At 37.8% G+C, this 16,831-nt stretch carries 15 protein-coding genes; 4 read left to right on the top strand and 11 right to left on the bottom strand.

All coding sequences use genetic code 11. The annotated features are described in order from the left end of the window. Positions 1-26: 26 nt before the first annotated feature. Positions 27-743 carry a hypothetical protein gene (locus ACXACQ_RS14785; protein WP_474976729.1) on the bottom strand — a complete coding sequence of 239 codons (717 nt, stop codon included), beginning with the start codon at positions 741-743 and terminating at the stop codon, positions 27-29. A gap of 237 nt (positions 744-980) precedes the next feature. On the opposite strand from ACXACQ_RS14785, the gene ACXACQ_RS14780 reads away from it, so the two are divergent. Together ACXACQ_RS14780 and groL are read left to right on the top strand one after the other, a co-directional pair. Continuing rightward, positions 981-1,259: a co-chaperone GroES gene (locus ACXACQ_RS14780; protein ID WP_474976728.1), complete on the top strand. Its 279-nt coding sequence runs from the start codon at positions 981-983 to the stop codon at positions 1,257-1,259. Positions 1,260-1,315: 56 nt separating this feature from the next. Further along, the gene (gene groL, locus ACXACQ_RS14775; RefSeq protein WP_474976727.1) at positions 1,316-2,944 is read left to right on the top strand and encodes a chaperonin GroEL; all 1,629 of its coding nucleotides are present in this window, start codon (positions 1,316-1,318) and stop codon (positions 2,942-2,944) included. A gap of 87 nt (positions 2,945-3,031) precedes the next feature. Here the strand turns inward: groL and ACXACQ_RS14770 are convergent, their stop codons facing one another. The 3 genes from ACXACQ_RS14770 to ACXACQ_RS14760 form a co-directional block, all read right to left on the bottom strand. Then, on the bottom strand, positions 3,032-3,433 hold the full coding sequence (locus tag ACXACQ_RS14770; RefSeq protein ID WP_474976726.1) for a DUF1987 domain-containing protein: 402 nt from the start codon (positions 3,431-3,433) through the stop codon (positions 3,032-3,034). Between the two features lie 10 nt (positions 3,434-3,443). Then, on the bottom strand, positions 3,444-3,989 hold the full coding sequence (locus tag ACXACQ_RS14765) for a SiaB family protein kinase (protein WP_474976725.1): 546 nt from the start codon (positions 3,987-3,989) through the stop codon (positions 3,444-3,446). A 134-nt stretch (positions 3,990-4,123) separates the two neighbouring features. Further along, positions 4,124-5,656: a peptide MFS transporter gene (locus ACXACQ_RS14760; RefSeq protein WP_474976724.1), complete on the bottom strand. Its 1,533-nt coding sequence runs from the start codon at positions 5,654-5,656 to the stop codon at positions 4,124-4,126. Between the two features lie 222 nt (positions 5,657-5,878). On the opposite strand from ACXACQ_RS14760, the gene pckA reads away from it, so the two are divergent. After that, a complete protein-coding gene (gene pckA, locus ACXACQ_RS14755) occupies positions 5,879-7,504 on the top strand; it encodes a phosphoenolpyruvate carboxykinase (ATP) (RefSeq protein ID WP_474976723.1) in 1,626 nt (541 codons plus the stop codon). A gap of 39 nt (positions 7,505-7,543) precedes the next feature. Here the strand turns inward: pckA and recQ are convergent, their stop codons facing one another. From recQ to ACXACQ_RS14730, 5 genes are all read right to left on the bottom strand, one after another. Next, a complete protein-coding gene (gene recQ, locus ACXACQ_RS14750) occupies positions 7,544-9,706 on the bottom strand; it encodes a DNA helicase RecQ (protein WP_474976722.1) in 2,163 nt (720 codons plus the stop codon). Positions 9,707-9,793: 87 nt separating this feature from the next. Further along, positions 9,794-11,086, bottom strand: a complete 1,293-nt coding sequence (locus tag ACXACQ_RS14745) for a NupC/NupG family nucleoside CNT transporter (RefSeq protein WP_474976721.1) — start codon at positions 11,084-11,086, stop codon at positions 9,794-9,796. Positions 11,087-11,149: 63 nt separating this feature from the next. After that, positions 11,150-11,755: a bifunctional nuclease family protein gene (locus ACXACQ_RS14740; RefSeq protein ID WP_474976720.1), complete on the bottom strand. Its 606-nt coding sequence runs from the start codon at positions 11,753-11,755 to the stop codon at positions 11,150-11,152. 3 nt (positions 11,756-11,758) lie between these two features. Continuing rightward, positions 11,759-12,715 (bottom strand): electron transfer flavoprotein subunit alpha/FixB family protein, encoded by a 957-nt coding sequence (locus ACXACQ_RS14735; protein ID WP_474976719.1) that lies wholly within the window; start codon positions 12,713-12,715, stop codon positions 11,759-11,761. A gap of 34 nt (positions 12,716-12,749) precedes the next feature. Continuing rightward, positions 12,750-13,487 carry an electron transfer flavoprotein subunit beta/FixA family protein gene (locus ACXACQ_RS14730; protein WP_474976718.1) on the bottom strand — a complete coding sequence of 246 codons (738 nt, stop codon included), beginning with the start codon at positions 13,485-13,487 and terminating at the stop codon, positions 12,750-12,752. Positions 13,488-13,579: 92 nt separating this feature from the next. On the opposite strand from ACXACQ_RS14730, the gene ACXACQ_RS14725 reads away from it, so the two are divergent. Beyond that, positions 13,580-13,903, top strand: coding sequence for a tetratricopeptide repeat protein (locus ACXACQ_RS14725; protein ID WP_474976717.1), 324 nt, complete (start codon positions 13,580-13,582; stop codon positions 13,901-13,903). A gap of 7 nt (positions 13,904-13,910) precedes the next feature. Here the strand turns inward: ACXACQ_RS14725 and ACXACQ_RS14720 are convergent, their stop codons facing one another. Together ACXACQ_RS14720 and dnaB are read right to left on the bottom strand one after the other, a co-directional pair. Beyond that, positions 13,911-14,903, bottom strand: coding sequence for a zinc-binding dehydrogenase (locus tag ACXACQ_RS14720; RefSeq protein WP_474976716.1), 993 nt, complete (start codon positions 14,901-14,903; stop codon positions 13,911-13,913). A 161-nt stretch (positions 14,904-15,064) separates the two neighbouring features. Beyond that, positions 15,065-16,615, bottom strand: coding sequence for a replicative DNA helicase (dnaB, locus tag ACXACQ_RS14715; protein ID WP_474978483.1), 1,551 nt, complete (start codon positions 16,613-16,615; stop codon positions 15,065-15,067). Between the last annotated feature and the right edge of the window lie 216 nt (positions 16,616-16,831).

Genomic DNA, 16,831 nt, shown 5'->3' with positions numbered 1-16,831 from the left:
GGCTTTTGAAATTCAAAAGCCTTTTTTTATGCCCTTTTTAAAATGTATTGTACCAATATTCGTTTTGCAATGGGCTCTATAGTTGAAGCAAATGGAAAAGACTGTTTGGTCTGAATTAAAAATGTAGCAGGGTTTGGCAGCTCCTTAAATCTCCTAATCAATTCTAGTTTTATACCCTCATATGTAGTGCCTACCCCCTTACTTACCTCATCTATATAAGTAGTATTAATGGCTCTAAAATTATCTGGCCCACTATGCACCACCTGAATTGAATAACGAAATAATTTCACCTTCTTCTTTGCCGTTTTTTTAATGAACACATAACCTTCGTCAGTATATAATGGCATTAAGCCAATAGGTATTAACTCACACTGGCTCTCTACATATTCGTATATCTCTTTACCTTCATATAAGTGCGATTGTAATAAGGGCTTAGCAAACTCAACAATCTCCTTTAGCTCAGACATTATTTCACTATCCTCGCTAATTTGCTTATAGGTCAACTTAAAATCATTAAGATCTATGCCATCTACCTCTTTAGGGAAATGCCCCTGCATCAACTGCTTATTCTTCTCAAACAACAAAAGATTATTATAATGATGCACGAGCTCGCCAAGAAAAGGGTAAAGCCTCCGATCACTAAACGACTCTTTGACAGTTTGCAAATATGACAGCAATACGTACTTTTTGTATTCAAAGTCTATAAGACCTTGCGTTAACCAGTCATCATTTAATTTATTCATTTTCCCATTCATTTAATTAAATAAAATAGCAAAAATTACAATTCATGTCAACTCAGTCATAATGTCACCCTTCTTCCACCTCCGTCCTGTCATGTTTCTGACACGTTAGAGCCTATTTTAATGTGAAACTCTGCAAAAATGTCGCTAAATATTTAGGTGAAATGATTGGCATAAAACGTGCAATAGCAGACTACAGAAAACAGATATAAAAGTTTTAAACAAAAATCTATAACGAAAATGTCAAAAGTAAATATTCAACCTCTTGCGGACAGAGTTTTAGTAGAAGCTGCTGCTGCTGAAGAAAAAACGGCATCTGGCATCATCATTCCTGACACAGCAAAAGAAAAGCCTCAAAAAGGTAAAGTTATAGCTGTAGGTAACGGAAAGAAAGATGAGCCTTTGACTGTAAAAGAAGGTGATGAGGTTCTTTACGGTAAGTACGCTGGTACAGAGATTACTGTTGACGGTAAGGAATATCTCATAATGAGAGAATCTGACATCTTTGCAATTGTTTAATTACTCTATAATAAGAGACTAACTAATTTCATTCAGACTTAAAAAATTAGAATATAATGGCTAAAGAAATATCATTCAATACTGAAGCGAGAGAAAAACTTAAGAAAGGAGTAGACGCACTTTCTAACGCTGTAAAGGTTACTTTAGGACCTAAAGGTAGAAACGTAATTTTAGATAAGAAATTCGGAGCGCCAACAGTTACAAAAGACGGTGTATCTGTTGCTAAAGACATCGAATTAGAAGATCCTATTGAAAACATGGGCGCTCAATTGGTAAAAGAAGTAGCTTCAAAAACAGCTGATGATGCTGGTGATGGTACTACTACTGCTACTGTTTTGGCTCAGGCTATCTTCGGTCACGGTATTAAAAACGTAGCGGCTGGAGCTAACCCAATGGATCTTAAAAGAGGTATTGATAAGGCTGTAACTGCTGTTGTTGAGAACTTAAGATCTCAATCAAAAACTATCAATTCTTCTAACGAAATTGCTCAAGTAGGTACTATCTCTGCTAACAACGATTCTGAAATCGGTAAAATGATTGCAGATGCAATGGAAAAAGTAGGTAAAGATGGTGTAATTACTGTTGAAGAAGCTAAAGGTACAGAAACTGAAGTTAAAACTGTAGAAGGTATGCAGTTTGACAGAGGATACCTTTCTCCTTACTTTGTGACTAACACAGAGAAGATGGAAGCTGAGTTAGACAACCCTTACATCCTTATCTACGATAAGAAAATCTCTGCAATGAAGGAATTATTACCAGTACTTGAAGCTGCTGCTCAAACAGGTAAACCTTTATTAATCATTGCTGAAGATGTAGACGGTGAAGCTTTAGCTACTTTAGTAGTAAACAAAATCAGAGGTGCGTTGAAAATCGCTGCTGTTAAAGCTCCTGGTTTCGGTGATAGAAGAAAAGCTATGCTTGAAGACATCGCTGTTTTAACTGGCGGAACAGTAATTTCTGAAGAAAGAGGTTATAAATTAGAAAGTGCTACTTTAGAATATTTAGGTACTGCTGAAAAAATCAACATCGATAAAGATAACACTACTATCGTTAACGGTGCTGGTCAGGCTGAGGAAATCGAAGCGAGAGTAAACCAAATTAAGCAGCAAATCGAAAACACTACTTCTGACTACGATAAGGAAAAATTACAAGAAAGATTAGCTAAGCTTTCTGGTGGTGTGGCTATCCTTTATGTAGGTGCTGCTACTGAAGTAGAAATGAAAGAAATTAAAGATAGAGTTGATGATGCTTTACACGCAACTAGAGCTGCCGTACAAGAAGGTGTAGTAGCTGGTGGTGGTGTAGCGCTTATCAGAGCTATTGATGCGTTAGAAAGCATTGAGACTGACAATGAAGACCAAGCTACTGGTGTTAACATTATCAGACTCGCTATCGAAGCTCCTTTAAGAACTATTGCAGCTAACGCTGGACAAGAAGGTTCTGTGATCGTTCAAAAGATCAGAGAAGGAAAAGATGATTTCGGTTATAACGCAAGAGATAACAAATACGAAAACTTAATTAAGGCTGGTGTAATCGATCCTACAAAAGTAACGAGATTAGCATTAGAAAATGCTTCTTCTATTGCAGGGTTGTTATTAACTACTGAGGCTGTAGTTGCTGATATTCCTGAAGAGGATAAAGGACCTGCTATGCCTGCCGGTGGTGGCATGCCTGGAATGATGTAATAAGAACATCATCTGATAGTAATAAAAAAGGGAAGTTGAATTCAACTTCCCTTTTTTATTATGTTAATGACCAAAAAAACATGGTAGCTAAACAACTACCAGATTAATCGGAATATTTACTATTTTTCTAAAATCTTCTCCAGACTCCATCATATCCTCGTCATCTTCTTCATAATGCCAATTCACCTCCACCTTATTCGATTTAGAGACCTTTTCAAGTACTTTTAGTATCTCAACCAAGCATTTAGACGAGCTGGTATTAAAGTACTCCAAATTGATGTTTAAAATCGTTTCGGCACTAGGTTGCTTAATATACTTATCAAGCCACTCTAACACGGGCTTATAGAAATCAATAGAGTTCTCAGGAATGGAACGACCAGTGATTTCGAAAATACCATTGGTCCCATTAAAAAAGATTCTTGGTGTTTTGGGAGTTCTTACTAAAGAATAATTATTCATTTCAGCTCTTATAACATCTGAATTGTCCATCTGAAATTAATCAATTAAAAAAAGGAAATGTTACTTCAAGGGTAAAACGTGAAAAGCCGTCAGTTACGGTACTAAATTTGTAATTCAATTTACAACCTGACTTTCTCACCAATTGGATAAATCCTAGGCCAGCACCACCGCTTTTGCTAGAACTACCTATTTCTAAAACCCCTCTATACAATTCATCTAATTCCAGTTCATCTAAGGCATTCACCATTTCTATTCTGGACCTAACACTAGATATATCGTTTGTATGAATATAGTTAGTGGTAGACAGCTTATATGAACCATTAGAATCATGCAATACAGTAAATATAGCACTCTTATAATTGAGCCCTAATGTTTTAATATAATTAAATGTATTCTGAGTAAGTTCTATTGCGAGATTGAATAATTTTCTTCGCACAACTTTAGCGGTAACCTTGTTATTTAATATATCTTCAAAAGTTATCAGGATATCATCCAAATTTTCATTCTGCCATTCTCCCTGATATTGATATATCACATCTTTCTGTCCTACGCGAAAGCTTTCGTTAATATTTGAAGTTGAAGTCACTTTTTAATTCAATCAATTATAAGGTTTCCCTTTAAAGTAAAACATAATAACCATATAAACCTATATATTGTACAACAATCGTATCTTCCACTATGTTCTGGCAATGTAGGTTTATATGGAAAACTTACATTTAATTACTTCACATCGCCCATCAATTTGCTTATAGGCTTGTAAAGCACAAGTAATAAAACTCCTGAAGCCACTGTAGTAATAACGATCATCATAAATTGATCTGGCATTTGACGCAATGCATCTTCGCCATCACCAGAAATTTCACCTCCTATCCTACCGGCTATCAAATTTCCAAGCGATACAGACATGAACCATATCCCCATCATCTGACTATAAAATTTCTTAGGTGCTAGTTTAGTTGTCAAACTTAATCCCACAGGACTTAAACTAAGCTCTCCAAAAGTGTGGAACATATAGGTTAAGATTAACCATCCAGGTGCAGCGAGTTCTCCAGAAACAGCCACCTTTGCAGCAAATACCATTATTAAAAACCCAACTCCTAGTAAAATAAGACCAAACGCAAATTTTACAGGACTACTAGGTTCTAAATTTCTTTTGGCTAACCATATCCACATAGAGGCAAATACTGGTGCCAAGATTACTAAAAACATTGGATTGATAGCTTGGAATACACCTGCAGCTATTTCAATACCAAAAATATGTCTGTCCGTAAATCTATCAGCGAATATATTTAATGTAGAACCTGCCTGCTCAAAACCTGACCAGAACATAGCTGAGAATATGAATACAACACCAATGGCGATCACCTTCTTTTTATCAGCGCCTTCTAAACCACCTAGAAGAAGAACATATCCTAAGAATAAAAAGGCTACTAGCACTATTACTACCCCTGAGAAATCAGCTAAGAAGATAGCGTCTATAGGAATAATATTAAGGAAAGAAAGCGTTAAAAACCCAATAATTGCTAAAACAACTACTCTCAACCACTTCACCAAATTGGTATGCCCTGCTACTTCTTCAGGTGTGGTAACTACAGGGGAATCTCCGATTCCATCTAAAAACTTTTCCGTAGCTCTGTATTGAATTAAACCAAATACCATAAATAAACCTGCTGCAGCAAAACCTAAATGCCAGTTAACAAATTCACCCAATGGACTTGTCACTAATGGTGCCACTAAAGCTCCTAAGTTAATACCAGAATAAAAGATAGAAAAACCAGCATCTCTTCTTGCTCCAGAGTCATTAACATATAATGAACCTACCATAGAGCTAACATTAGGTTTTAATAATCCTGTTCCTACGCATATTAATATTAAACCTAAAAAGAAAGGTACAGTATCCATTTGGGTAACACCTTCACTACCCATACCAGCAAGGTCTAATAAACCCGGTATAGCCATAGTAAAATGTCCTAAAGCAATGATAATACCTCCATACCAAACGGCCTTTTTCAAACCAAAAAGCCTGTCGGCAAGCCAACCTCCGGGCAGTGCCAAGATATAAACACCCATAACATAAAGGCCATATATAGCTCCAGATGTTTTATCATCAAAGCCTAAACCTCCTTCTGCTACCGATTTAATCATAAATAGCATTAAAAGCGCACGCATACCGTAGTAGCTAAAGCGCTCAAACATTTCAGTGAAAAATAGCGTTGCTAATCCTCTTGGATGCCCCAAAAACGTTTTAGACATATATTACAATTTCTTTTTATTAAACAAAATACCGATAAAACTACCATTGTTAAGTTAGATAAGCAAATTATCAGGATTAAACACAATTCATTATAAATGAGATAATAAAAATTACTGCAAACGATTTAAATTTTCAAAAAAGGTTCTTCTTAGCCTTTTTAATTTCCTACATTTACATAAATCTTATTAAAACCTCAGTATTTAAAACTCTACTTGAAAAGAATGCAAGAAATAGGCTTAAAATCGCAGGTCAAAGGCATTAACTTTTATGGAATAAAAAATGCCAATAAAATTTTCTGGAATCAAACTCCGGCAGAATTAGTAGAAATAGCACTAGCGAACAATGAAGGTCAATTGGCCGATAATGGTTCATTAATGTGTGATACAGGTAAATTCACGGGGCGCTCTCCTAAAGACCGATTTATTGTAAAAGATGATATTACAAAGGACAAGGTATGGTGGGGAGATATCAACATTCCTTTTGACGCGGATAAGTTCGACATCATTTACGAAAAAATGATTAAAAACTTAGAAGGAAGAGACTTATACGTAAGAGATGCCTATGCAGGTGCAGACAAAACGTACAGACTAAATCTACGGGTAATAAACACAAAGGCATGGCACAACCTATTCTGCCATAACATGTTTTTACGTCCAGAAGAATATAAATTAGAAAGTTTCGACCCTAACTTTACTATTCTTTGCGACCCGGATTTTAAAGCTGATCCTAATACTGATGGTACTAGGCAAGATAATTTTGCAGTTATTAATTTCACTAAAAGGATGATATTAATAGGTGGGACGGGCTATGCCGGAGAAATGAAAAAAGGAATTTTCTCAGTACTGAACTTCTTATTGCCAACAGAAAATAAGGTTTTGCCTATGCACTGCTCTGCAAACATTGGCAAAGAAACCTTAGATACAGCCATATTCTTCGGTCTCTCGGGTACAGGAAAAACAACATTGAGTGCTGATGAAAACAGGGGACTAATTGGTGATGATGAACATGCCTGGACTGACAAAAATGTATTCAACTTTGAAGGTGGTTGCTACGCTAAAGTAATAGACCTGACAAGAGACAAGGAACCTGAAATATTTGATGCCATAAAATTTGGCGCTATAGTGGAGAATACTCGCTTTATCCCTGGCTCACGAAGAATTGATTACACTAATACTTCGGTTACTGAAAACACAAGGACTGCCTACCCAATATATCATATAGCAAATTCAGTAGAACCTTCAGTAGGTGGTATACCTCAAAATATATTTTTCCTTACCTGTGATGCTTACGGAGTATTACCTCCAATTTCTAAGCTCAATAAGGCTCAAGCTATGTACCACTTTATATCTGGCTACACAGCGAAAGTAGCAGGAACGGAAGCTGGTATTACCGAGCCACAGACTGTATTCAGTGCGTGTTTTGGAGCACCATTTTTACCTCTTCACCCAACGGAATATGCTGAGATGCTTGGAGAAAAAATGGAGAAGTATGATGTTAATGTATGGTTAGTAAACACCGGCTGGACTGGTGGGCCATATGGCATAGGCAGCCGTATGAAATTGAAGTACACCAGAGCCATGATTACTGCTGCATTAGATGGATCATTGGCCAATGCAGGATACAGAAAACATTCTATTTTTCATTTTGAAATACCTGCTGTATGCCCTAATGTACCTTCAAAAGTCTTAAGCCCAAGAGAAACTTGGCAAAACGATGAAGGTTACTACGATAAGGCAAATCATTTAGCCAGTTCATTCATAGAGAATTTCAAGAAATTTGAAGACTATGCTAGTGAAGAAATTATGAGTGCTTCGCCTGTACAAAACTTCGAATTCCAATCCAAATAAAGTTGTCGTCATAAAAGGGGAGCGTAGTCGGCTCCCTTTTTACTTACTTTTATCCAAAAATTGTAAATGATTACTTACAGCCCTGATTTCCCCGTAAGTAATTTCATCTCTTAAGTTTTCCTTTACGGCTTTCAATCCTGTGCTTCCGTGAGTTACTAATGCCGTTTTGATTTCATCATATAATTTATCAGAAATTAATGTATTTACTTCAAGCTCTCCTGATAATATTGCTTGATTGAGATGCCCTTCAATAGTACTAATTGCCAATTCGCGTTCTTCAGCTATCATGTTTAGATTCTTACCTGATTTAAAAAGCTCCAAAGTTAAAAGATAAGAAGTACCCTTACTTTCACTCTTCTTGGTTTTCCTTGCTATGCGCGCACCTTTGAGCAAATCAGTTTTCATGCCATTGGACTTCGCATAATCCACAATAGCAGCGATAAATGCCTCTCCATACTTTTGGATCTTTACTTCGCCAAACCCTGATATTTTAACAAGATTATCTTTAGAGGTAGGTAAGTAACTGGCTAACTCCGCCAAAGAAGCATCCGAAAGTATTATATAAGCAGGCAAATTATCTCTCTGAGCGAATTGATACCTTACGCTTTTTAGCTTTTCAAACAAACCTTTATCATAACTAAGGTCCGTTACAGAATGAGGCTCACTGAGCAGTGCCTTTGCAGGTTCGGCCAAGGACATCGTTCTTTTTTCCAACAGAAAACTTCTTCCCTCCTCAGTACATGTCAATATGGGATATTGGCCTGTTGAAAGTGCTAACAATCCTTCATGAATAATCTCTTTAAAGTAATGGTTCCAGTCTGCCTTAGACAAATCTTTCCCAACACCATATGTCTTTATTGACTTATGCTCAGGCTTAATTTTAGCAGAATTTGAACCTCTTAAAAAATCAATTACAAAAGATTGGCCATACCTCTCCCCTAGCCTAATTACCGCAGATAGGGCCTTCTGCACTATAACAGTAGCATCCGCTCGCTCAGCATTACGCAAACAAACATCACAGTTATTGCAATGATCATCGTAGTCTTCATTAAAATAGTTGAGCAGGTATTTTCTCCTACACGTCCTTAAGTCGGCATATTCTGCCATCTTTTTTAGCTTAGTACGGTTGAGTCCCGTTAGCTCATCATTACCATCAACTGCAACAAAGCTTTCCAATTTCATCACATCACTATAGCTATAAAACAACAGTGCTTCACTAGCTAACCCATCGCGCCCCGCCCTACCAGTTTCCTGATAGTAGCCTTCTATATTTTTAGGTAAATCCATATGAACTACAAAGCGAACATTAGATTTATCAATGCCCATTCCAAATGCTACGGTGGCTACTATTATCTTTACTTCATCTCTAACAAATAGTTCTTGATTCTGGGCTTTAATATCATTACTTAACCCAGCATGATATGGTCTAGCATTATAACCATCATCATTAAGCCGCTGAGCAATAGACTCCGTTGATGCTCGTGACAATGTATATATTACGCCAGCCTCATCAGTATGTAGATCTAGGAAATTCAATAACTGATCATAACTCTTTTGCTTAGGCAGCACTGTATATTTTATATTCTCTCTGTTAAAAGAAGAGAGAAACGTTCGTCCTGTTCTTAGTTTAAGTTGCTTAAGAATATCTTTACGAGTATGCTCATCGGCCGTGGCTGTAAGTGCCAACATCGGCACATCATTAAACTCAGCCTTCATCTCACCAAGCATAGCATACTCCGGCCTAAAATCATGCCCCCATTGGCTTATACAATGAGCTTCATCAATAGCAATAAAGGATATTTGAACAGATTTTAAAAAAGAAATGAAATCCGACTGCTTACCCACAAGCCTTTCGGGGGCTAGGTAAAGCATTTTAATTTCACCATTTTTCACCTGTTTAAAAACTTCTGATTGTTGATCTACAGAAAGTGTTGAATTAAGGTAAGCGGCAGATATACCATTGACTTTAAGTGCATCTACCTGATCTTTCATTAAAGCTATGAGAGGGGAGATAACTACGGTTAGCCCTTCGAAGATCAATGCAGGAATTTGGTAACAAAGAGATTTACCGCCTCCGGTTGGCATCAGCACTAAGGCATCTTTACCTCCTAAGACGTAATCAATAATTTCGCTCTGCTGACCACGAAATTCGGAGTATCCAAAATACTGATTTAAGACGTGTAAAGGGGTAGGCTTCTTCATGGTTCAAATTAAACCAATAATGAGCTGAATTGCACAGTCATTATAAGAAGAAACCTACCCCTAAATATTATTAAAGACTATAATCTTTTATCCTCCAAAAAGTGCACCTGCAATGGTAGCGGTCATCATAGTGGCCAGTGTGGCAGCAAATAATGCACGCATACCCAAACGAGAAAGGTCACCCTGACGATTAGGAGCCATTCCTCCAATACCTCCAATCTGAATAGCTATAGAACTAAAATTAGCAAAACCACATAGCGCATAAGTTGCTATTACTATTGACTTCTGGCTAAGTTCACCAGCACTTTTCATGTGTGCCAAATCCAGATAGGCTACAAATTCATTTATTACTACTTTTTGGCCCAGCAAACTACCCACACGGATGGTTTCTGACCATTCTACCCCCATTATAAAGGCAAAAACACGAAATATTTGTCCTAGGATATATTCTAAAGAAAATCCCTTAAAAGTCCCTCCTGTACTAGAAACAACAAATTCGTTAAGACCAGTAATATCACCTATACCATCTACCAAAACCCAGTTAACTGCATATATTACAGCTATAAAAGCCAACAACATCCCTGCAATATTAATAGCCAGACCAACACCATCAGAAGCACCTTTAGCAAGGGCATCAATAAGGTTGACTCCCATACTATCTTTATTAACTCTCAAATGAGTATCAATCTCATCGGGTCTTTCCTCTGGCATAATTATCTTCGAAAGTACAATAGCCGCAGGAGCATTCATTATTGAAGCACTTAACAGATATGCAGCGTACTTCGCTCGTTCAACGGGGTCATCACCTCCTAAAAATGCCACATAACCGGCAAGTACACCTCCAGCAATGGTAGCCATACCTCCTGTCATTAGACACATTAACTCTGAGGTGGTCATATTTTTAACAAATGGCCTTACCAACAAAGGAGCTTCTGTTTGTCCTAAAAAGATATTACCAGCTGCAGAGAGGCTTTCAGCCCCTGAAAGACGCATAGTTTTTGACATTATCCAGGCAATAGCAAAAACAATTTTTTGTAATACACCCAGGTAGTATAACCCTGCTGATACGGTAGAAAAGAAAATAACGGTAGGTAATACTTGAAAGGCAAAAATAAACCCGAATTTATCGGCTTTAACCAAATCTCCAAATAGAAATTCAGCCCCATCATTGGCAAATCCTAAGAATAATACAAATTTACCACTAATCCAATCGAAGCCATCTGCTACGAATCCTACTTTAGTAATTAATAAGGCGAATATCAGTTGAAGTAAAACGCCAATCCCTACTAACCTCCAGTCAATCGCTTTTTTGTTCTTTGAAAAAGCAAAGGCAATGCCTATTAACAGCACTAGCCCAATTAGTCCTCTTAAATAATCCATTTAGTTAAAGCACATAAAAAGGTCTTCCTTAAAAGGAAGACCTCCATAGAAATATTAAAAAAATTAGTTTCTTCTGCTCAATTCATCTCTGATTTTCGCTGCTTTCTCGTAATCCTCTTTATCGATAGCATCATCAAGCAGCTCATTCAGTTTATCTACTGAAAAGTCTTTTAAATCATCCCCTTCAGCTTTTGCAGTTTTTTTCTTAGCAGAAGATTTGATTTCGCTTTTTATTTCAGCGATATCATCTTCATTTTCATCCGTTAAAACAATTCCGGCTTCTGCTAATATTGATTCGTATGTATATATAGGAGAATCAAACCTTAGGCCTATTGCAATAGCGTCAGAGGGTCTGGCATCTATTTCAATTTCTTTACCATCATTACTACAAATAATTTTGGCAAAGAATACACCTTCTTTTAAGTCTGATATTATAATCTCTTCCACTTTATACCCAAAACCTTGAGCAAAAGACTTAAACAAGTCGTGAGTCATAGGTCTATTAGGAATGATTTTCTCTATCTCAATAGCTATAGCCTGAGCTTCAAACATTCCTATTATAATGGGTAATCTTCTGGTTCCCTCAGTCTCCCCTAATACCAGTGCAAAAGATCCTGATTGCGACTGACTGGAAGATAATCCTAATATTTCTAATTTTATCTTATCCACTAATTACTTGGCTGCTCTTAATGCTTCAGTTAATTTAGGTACTACTTCAAAGGCATCTCCTACTATACCGTAGTCAGCTGCTTTAAAGAAAGGTGCTTCCGGATCTTTATTAATAACAACAATATATTTAGATGAGTTAACTCCAGCTAAATGTTGAATAGCTCCAGAAATACCTATGGCAATATATAATTGAGGGCTAACTTTCACCCCTGTTTGTCCTACGTGTTCGTGATGAGGTCTCCAATCCATATCAGAAACTGGTTTACTACATCCTGTAGCTGCACCTAGTTCTTTTGCCAGCTCCTCTACCATACCCCAGTTTTCAGGCCCTTTAAGTCCTCTACCTCCTGATACCACTATTTCTGCTTCTGGGAGTAAAACCTCTCCTTCAGCTTTATCTACCTTAGTGATCTTCGCATTAAAATCATCTGCACCAGCCTCTGGACTGAATTTTTCGACAGTAGCTGTACCATCACCTTCTACTATTTCAGCGGCATTTTTCTTAATGGCTAAAATCTTTTTGTCTTTAGTAAGCTCTACATTGGCAAATGCTTTACCGGTGTAAATGCTTCTTTTTACTTTAAAACCAGCAGAAGTATCTGGTAATGCTGTAACGTTTGACACTAAGCTGGCATCTTGCTTAATAGCTACTCTTGCAGAAACTGGGTTTCCTAATGATGAGTTAGCTAAAACTAGCACATTAGCACCGGCATTATCCATAGCAGCACTTATGATAGTAGCATATGCCTGAATTACACCTTGATTTAATTTTTCGTCATCAGCATGTAACACTTTCGATGCTCCATACTTTCCTAATGACTCTAATTCAGCTTGATCTATATTATTTCCAAGTGCAAGTGCGATCACATCTTCGCCCATAGCTTTAGCATAAGCTACTGCTTCTATAGATGTTTTCTTTATTTGCCCTTCTGCACTTTCTACAAATACTAAAATTGACATATTTAATTTCTTTAGTTAGGGTGAAGAGATTTAATTAAATTACCTTGGCTTCGTTTTTCAACAAGTTTACCAGCTCTGATACGTTATCCGCATCAATCATTTTCACATCTCCTTTTGCTGGTGGTAATTCAAACTTTTCTAAAGTAGTACTGGTAGCACTCTCTGAAGGCTCCACTACATTTAAAGGTTTAGTTCTGGCAGACATAATACCTCTCATATTAGGTATTTTCCACTCTGCTATGGGCTCTTGACACCCCGCAACAAATGGAAGCTTCACTTCCAAATATTCTTTACCTCCTTCAATCTCTCGGGCCATTTTAGCCACATCTCCATCTATATCTAAAGTCATAACGGGCGATATGGACGGTAGTCCTAGTAACTCACCTACCATTCCGTGAACCATTCCTCCATTAAAGTCTATTGACTCTCTACCCATTAGAATTAAATCATAACTTCCATCCTTAGCTACGTTAGCAATTTCTTTAGCTACAAAGAACGAATCTGTAGGTTCAGCATTCACTCTTATAGCATCGTCAGCTCCAATAGCCAAAGCTTTTCTTATTGTAGGCTCTGTTTCGGCAGTACCTACATTTAAAACGGTAATAGAACCACCACTTTGCTCTTTAAGCTCTACTGCTCTTGCAAGAGCATAATCATCGTAGGGTCCAATTATAAACTGTACACCATTAGCATCAAACTTAGTATCACCATCAGTGAAAGAGATACGAGAAGTTGTGTCTGGCACGTGCGTAATACAAACTAATATTTTCATTTATTCTGAGGTCTATTTATATACTTCGTAATTATCGTACTAAGTTTGCAGCGAAGATAACGAATAATGAAGCAAATAAAAATTGAATTAAAATGAATTCTCCACGTATAAAGCAACTGCTTAAGTTTTTAGAAGAAGACCCAAATGATGCCTTCACACTTTATGCACTCGCTACAGAATACAAAGAAACCAGCCCTGAAAAAGCCATGGAATACTTCGATATTCTATTAGAAAACCATCCCGATTATTTGCCCACTTATTACCATGCTGCAAAACTCTACCTTGCTTTCGAAGAAAGAAACAAGGCAGAAGGCATTTTTGTTAAAGGTATTAGCATTGCCAAAACGCAAAACAACGCATTACTGCTTAGAGAGCTTCAAAACGCCTATAATGAAATGCTTTTTGAAGACGATTAATTAAGCATTAAAATTTAATAACGACTTTTCCAGTCTTAAATGGCTGGGCGATATCATCAAAAGCGGATTCGATATAGTCAAATGGTCTTACTGAATCTAATAATGGCTTCACCTTTTTATCTGAGACAAACTGCAGCATATCTACAAACTCTTGGTCGTTACCCATAGTAGAACCTTGCAAGGTTATTTGATTCCAGAACATACGGTATAAATCTACTGAATTGGGTAAGCCATTAGTAGCTCCATAAAAGACAATGCGACCACCTCCACGCATTATTTTGATAAATTTATTGATTTGATCTCCACCGGCACTATCAATTACCACATCAAAACCTCCTTTTGTCTGCCATGGGTTTTTATGCCAGTTGGGCAATTTATAATTGAATGCGCCTGCAGCCCCCATATTCATGGCAAGGTCTAGCTTTTCTTGTTTACCGGAGGTAACAAATACATGAGCGCCCGCAGCTAAGGCAAACTGGAATGCGTATTGTGCCACGCCTCCACCAAAACCAGAAATTAAAACATTATCTCCTTCTTTGATTTTACCATGGTAGAAGCATGCTCTATATGCTGTGAGTCCCGCCAGTGGTAGCGCAGCAGCTTCTTCAATAGTAAGATGGGGAGGTATTTCATGTATCCTATCTTGGCCAATAGCTAAATATTCTGAAAAAGTGCCATGAGAAGGCATTCCTAATATTGAATATTCTCTTGACTGCACCTTAGGATCATCCCCCCAATTACGGTTGGGGTTAATCATCACATGCTTTCCTTTCCAGCTTTTCTTTATATCGCTACCAACTTCTATTACCTCTCCTACGCCATCTGCACCCAGCACAGCATTCAAATGAATATCTGGGTATTTACCCTCCCGTATAAACTGGTCACGTTTATTGAGCGCCACTGCTTTCATTTGCAACAACACTTCCTTGGGGCCTGGTTTGGGTTTTTCCATATCTACTATGGCTATTTGCCCCGGCCCTTTTAAAACTAATGCTTTCATTTGCATTTTATTTTTAATTACAACTCCTAGGTTAGCCGAGTAAACTGATATCACCCGTTATGGTTTTAACCTAGTTCTATATAACTAAAGATAAAAAAAGCTGTTCATTTTGTAATGAACAGCTCAGAAAGTTTATAAATATTTTTAGAAAACGCTCTTATTTAGAATGGTGCATCCTGATCATCAGGGCCTGGTGCATAACCAAAGCCTGAAGCGCCCGACTGCTGTCCGCCATTGCTATCTTCATTTAGCCTACTACCTAAAGTAATAGTACCCGAAGTATCGTTAAACTCGGATGGAATAGCGCTTCCTCCAGGAAACTCATTACCTGCAAAGCCCGGGGTATCCAAATCACAGAACTTGGTAAATTTACCGATAAACTTAAGCGGCACATTTTCTAATGAACCATTACGGTGTTTAGCTATAATCACCTCTCCCACTCCATTAGTTGGCATACCGTTTTCATCTTCTGTAATACCATAGTATTCTGGTCTATAAAGGAACATTACCATATCGGCATCCTGCTCTATTGATCCTGATTCCCTCAAATCGGAAAGCTGTGGTCTCTTATCTCCACCCCTGGTCTCCACGGCCCTACTTAACTGAGAAAGTGCAATTACCGGCACGTTTAATTCTTTAGCAATACCTTTCAAGGCCCGTGAAATCGATGCAATCTCCTGTTCACGGTTACCTCCACCTTTACCAGAGTCTCCACTCATAAGCTGCAGGTAATCTATAATGATAATTTGAATATCGTGCTGAGCTTTTAGACGTCTACATTTCGCCCTCATTTCCAGAATAGAAAGCCCGGGAGTATCATCAATGTAAATAGGTGCATTACTTAACTTATTGGTCTTATGTATCAGCTGTTGCCATTCATAATCAGCAAGACTACCCTTTTTAATCTTTTCACTTTCTAGTTCTGCTTCCGCAGAGATAAGCCTGTTTACAAGCTGAACGGACGACATCTCAAGTGAAAATATGGCTGCTCCTTGGTTAAAGTCTACCGCGGCATTTCGCAAACAAGAAAGCACGAAGGCAGTTTTACCCATCGCAGGACGAGCCGCAATAATAACCAAATCGGACCGCTGCCAACCAGAGGTAACTCTATCCAAAGCTGACATACCACTGGGCACTCCTGTTAATCCATCGGTATGATTCTTCCTCTCCTCTAACTCTTGAATAGCCTGAGCCATGAGGGAGCGCATATTATCGTAGTTTTTACGAATGTTGGCTTCCGAGATTTCGAATAGCGACCTTTCCGTTTTATCTAATAATTCAAATACATCGGTAGTATCTTCATAGGCATCGTTTTGAATCTCAGAAGACACCCTTATCAAGTCTCTCTTGATAGACATCTCCGTCACCACACGAGCGTGATATTCGATATTGGCTGCCGAACTCACTTTAGACGTCAACTCTGCCAAATAATAGGAACCACCTGCCATCTCCAGCTTGCCATTTTTCCTAAGCTGATTAGCCACCGTCCGCATATCTACGGGCTCCGAATTATTAAACAGTTCTACTATAGCACCATAAATTTCCTTGTGGGCATCTTTGTAAAAACTGTTTGGCCTAAGAATATCAATAACAGTAGTTAAAGCATCTTTCTCAAGCATTAATGCTCCTAAAACGGCTTCCTCTAAATCAACTGCCTGAGGTGGTAGTTTTCCTAAACCCTGAGTCACATCTCTTCCGCCTCTGCCTGTCATAGGCCCCACTCTTAATGCCGTTGATTTTTTTTCCATTTATATTTCTAGTCGATTTAATTACTACTTCTGAATTCAACCTCAAACGTAAAAAGAAAATTACCTTCTACCAATTCCATGTGAATTCTGCAACACTTTTTTTTAGTGTTGATAAAAAGTAAAGTGCACACCCTCCGCTTAGGTTATATATATATGTAGCAAACAGTTTTTCCACACATA

Source organism: Fulvivirga sp. AWR4_260 (genome assembly GCF_056158185.1).
This window is presented reverse-complemented; position numbering and strand designations above follow the sequence as displayed.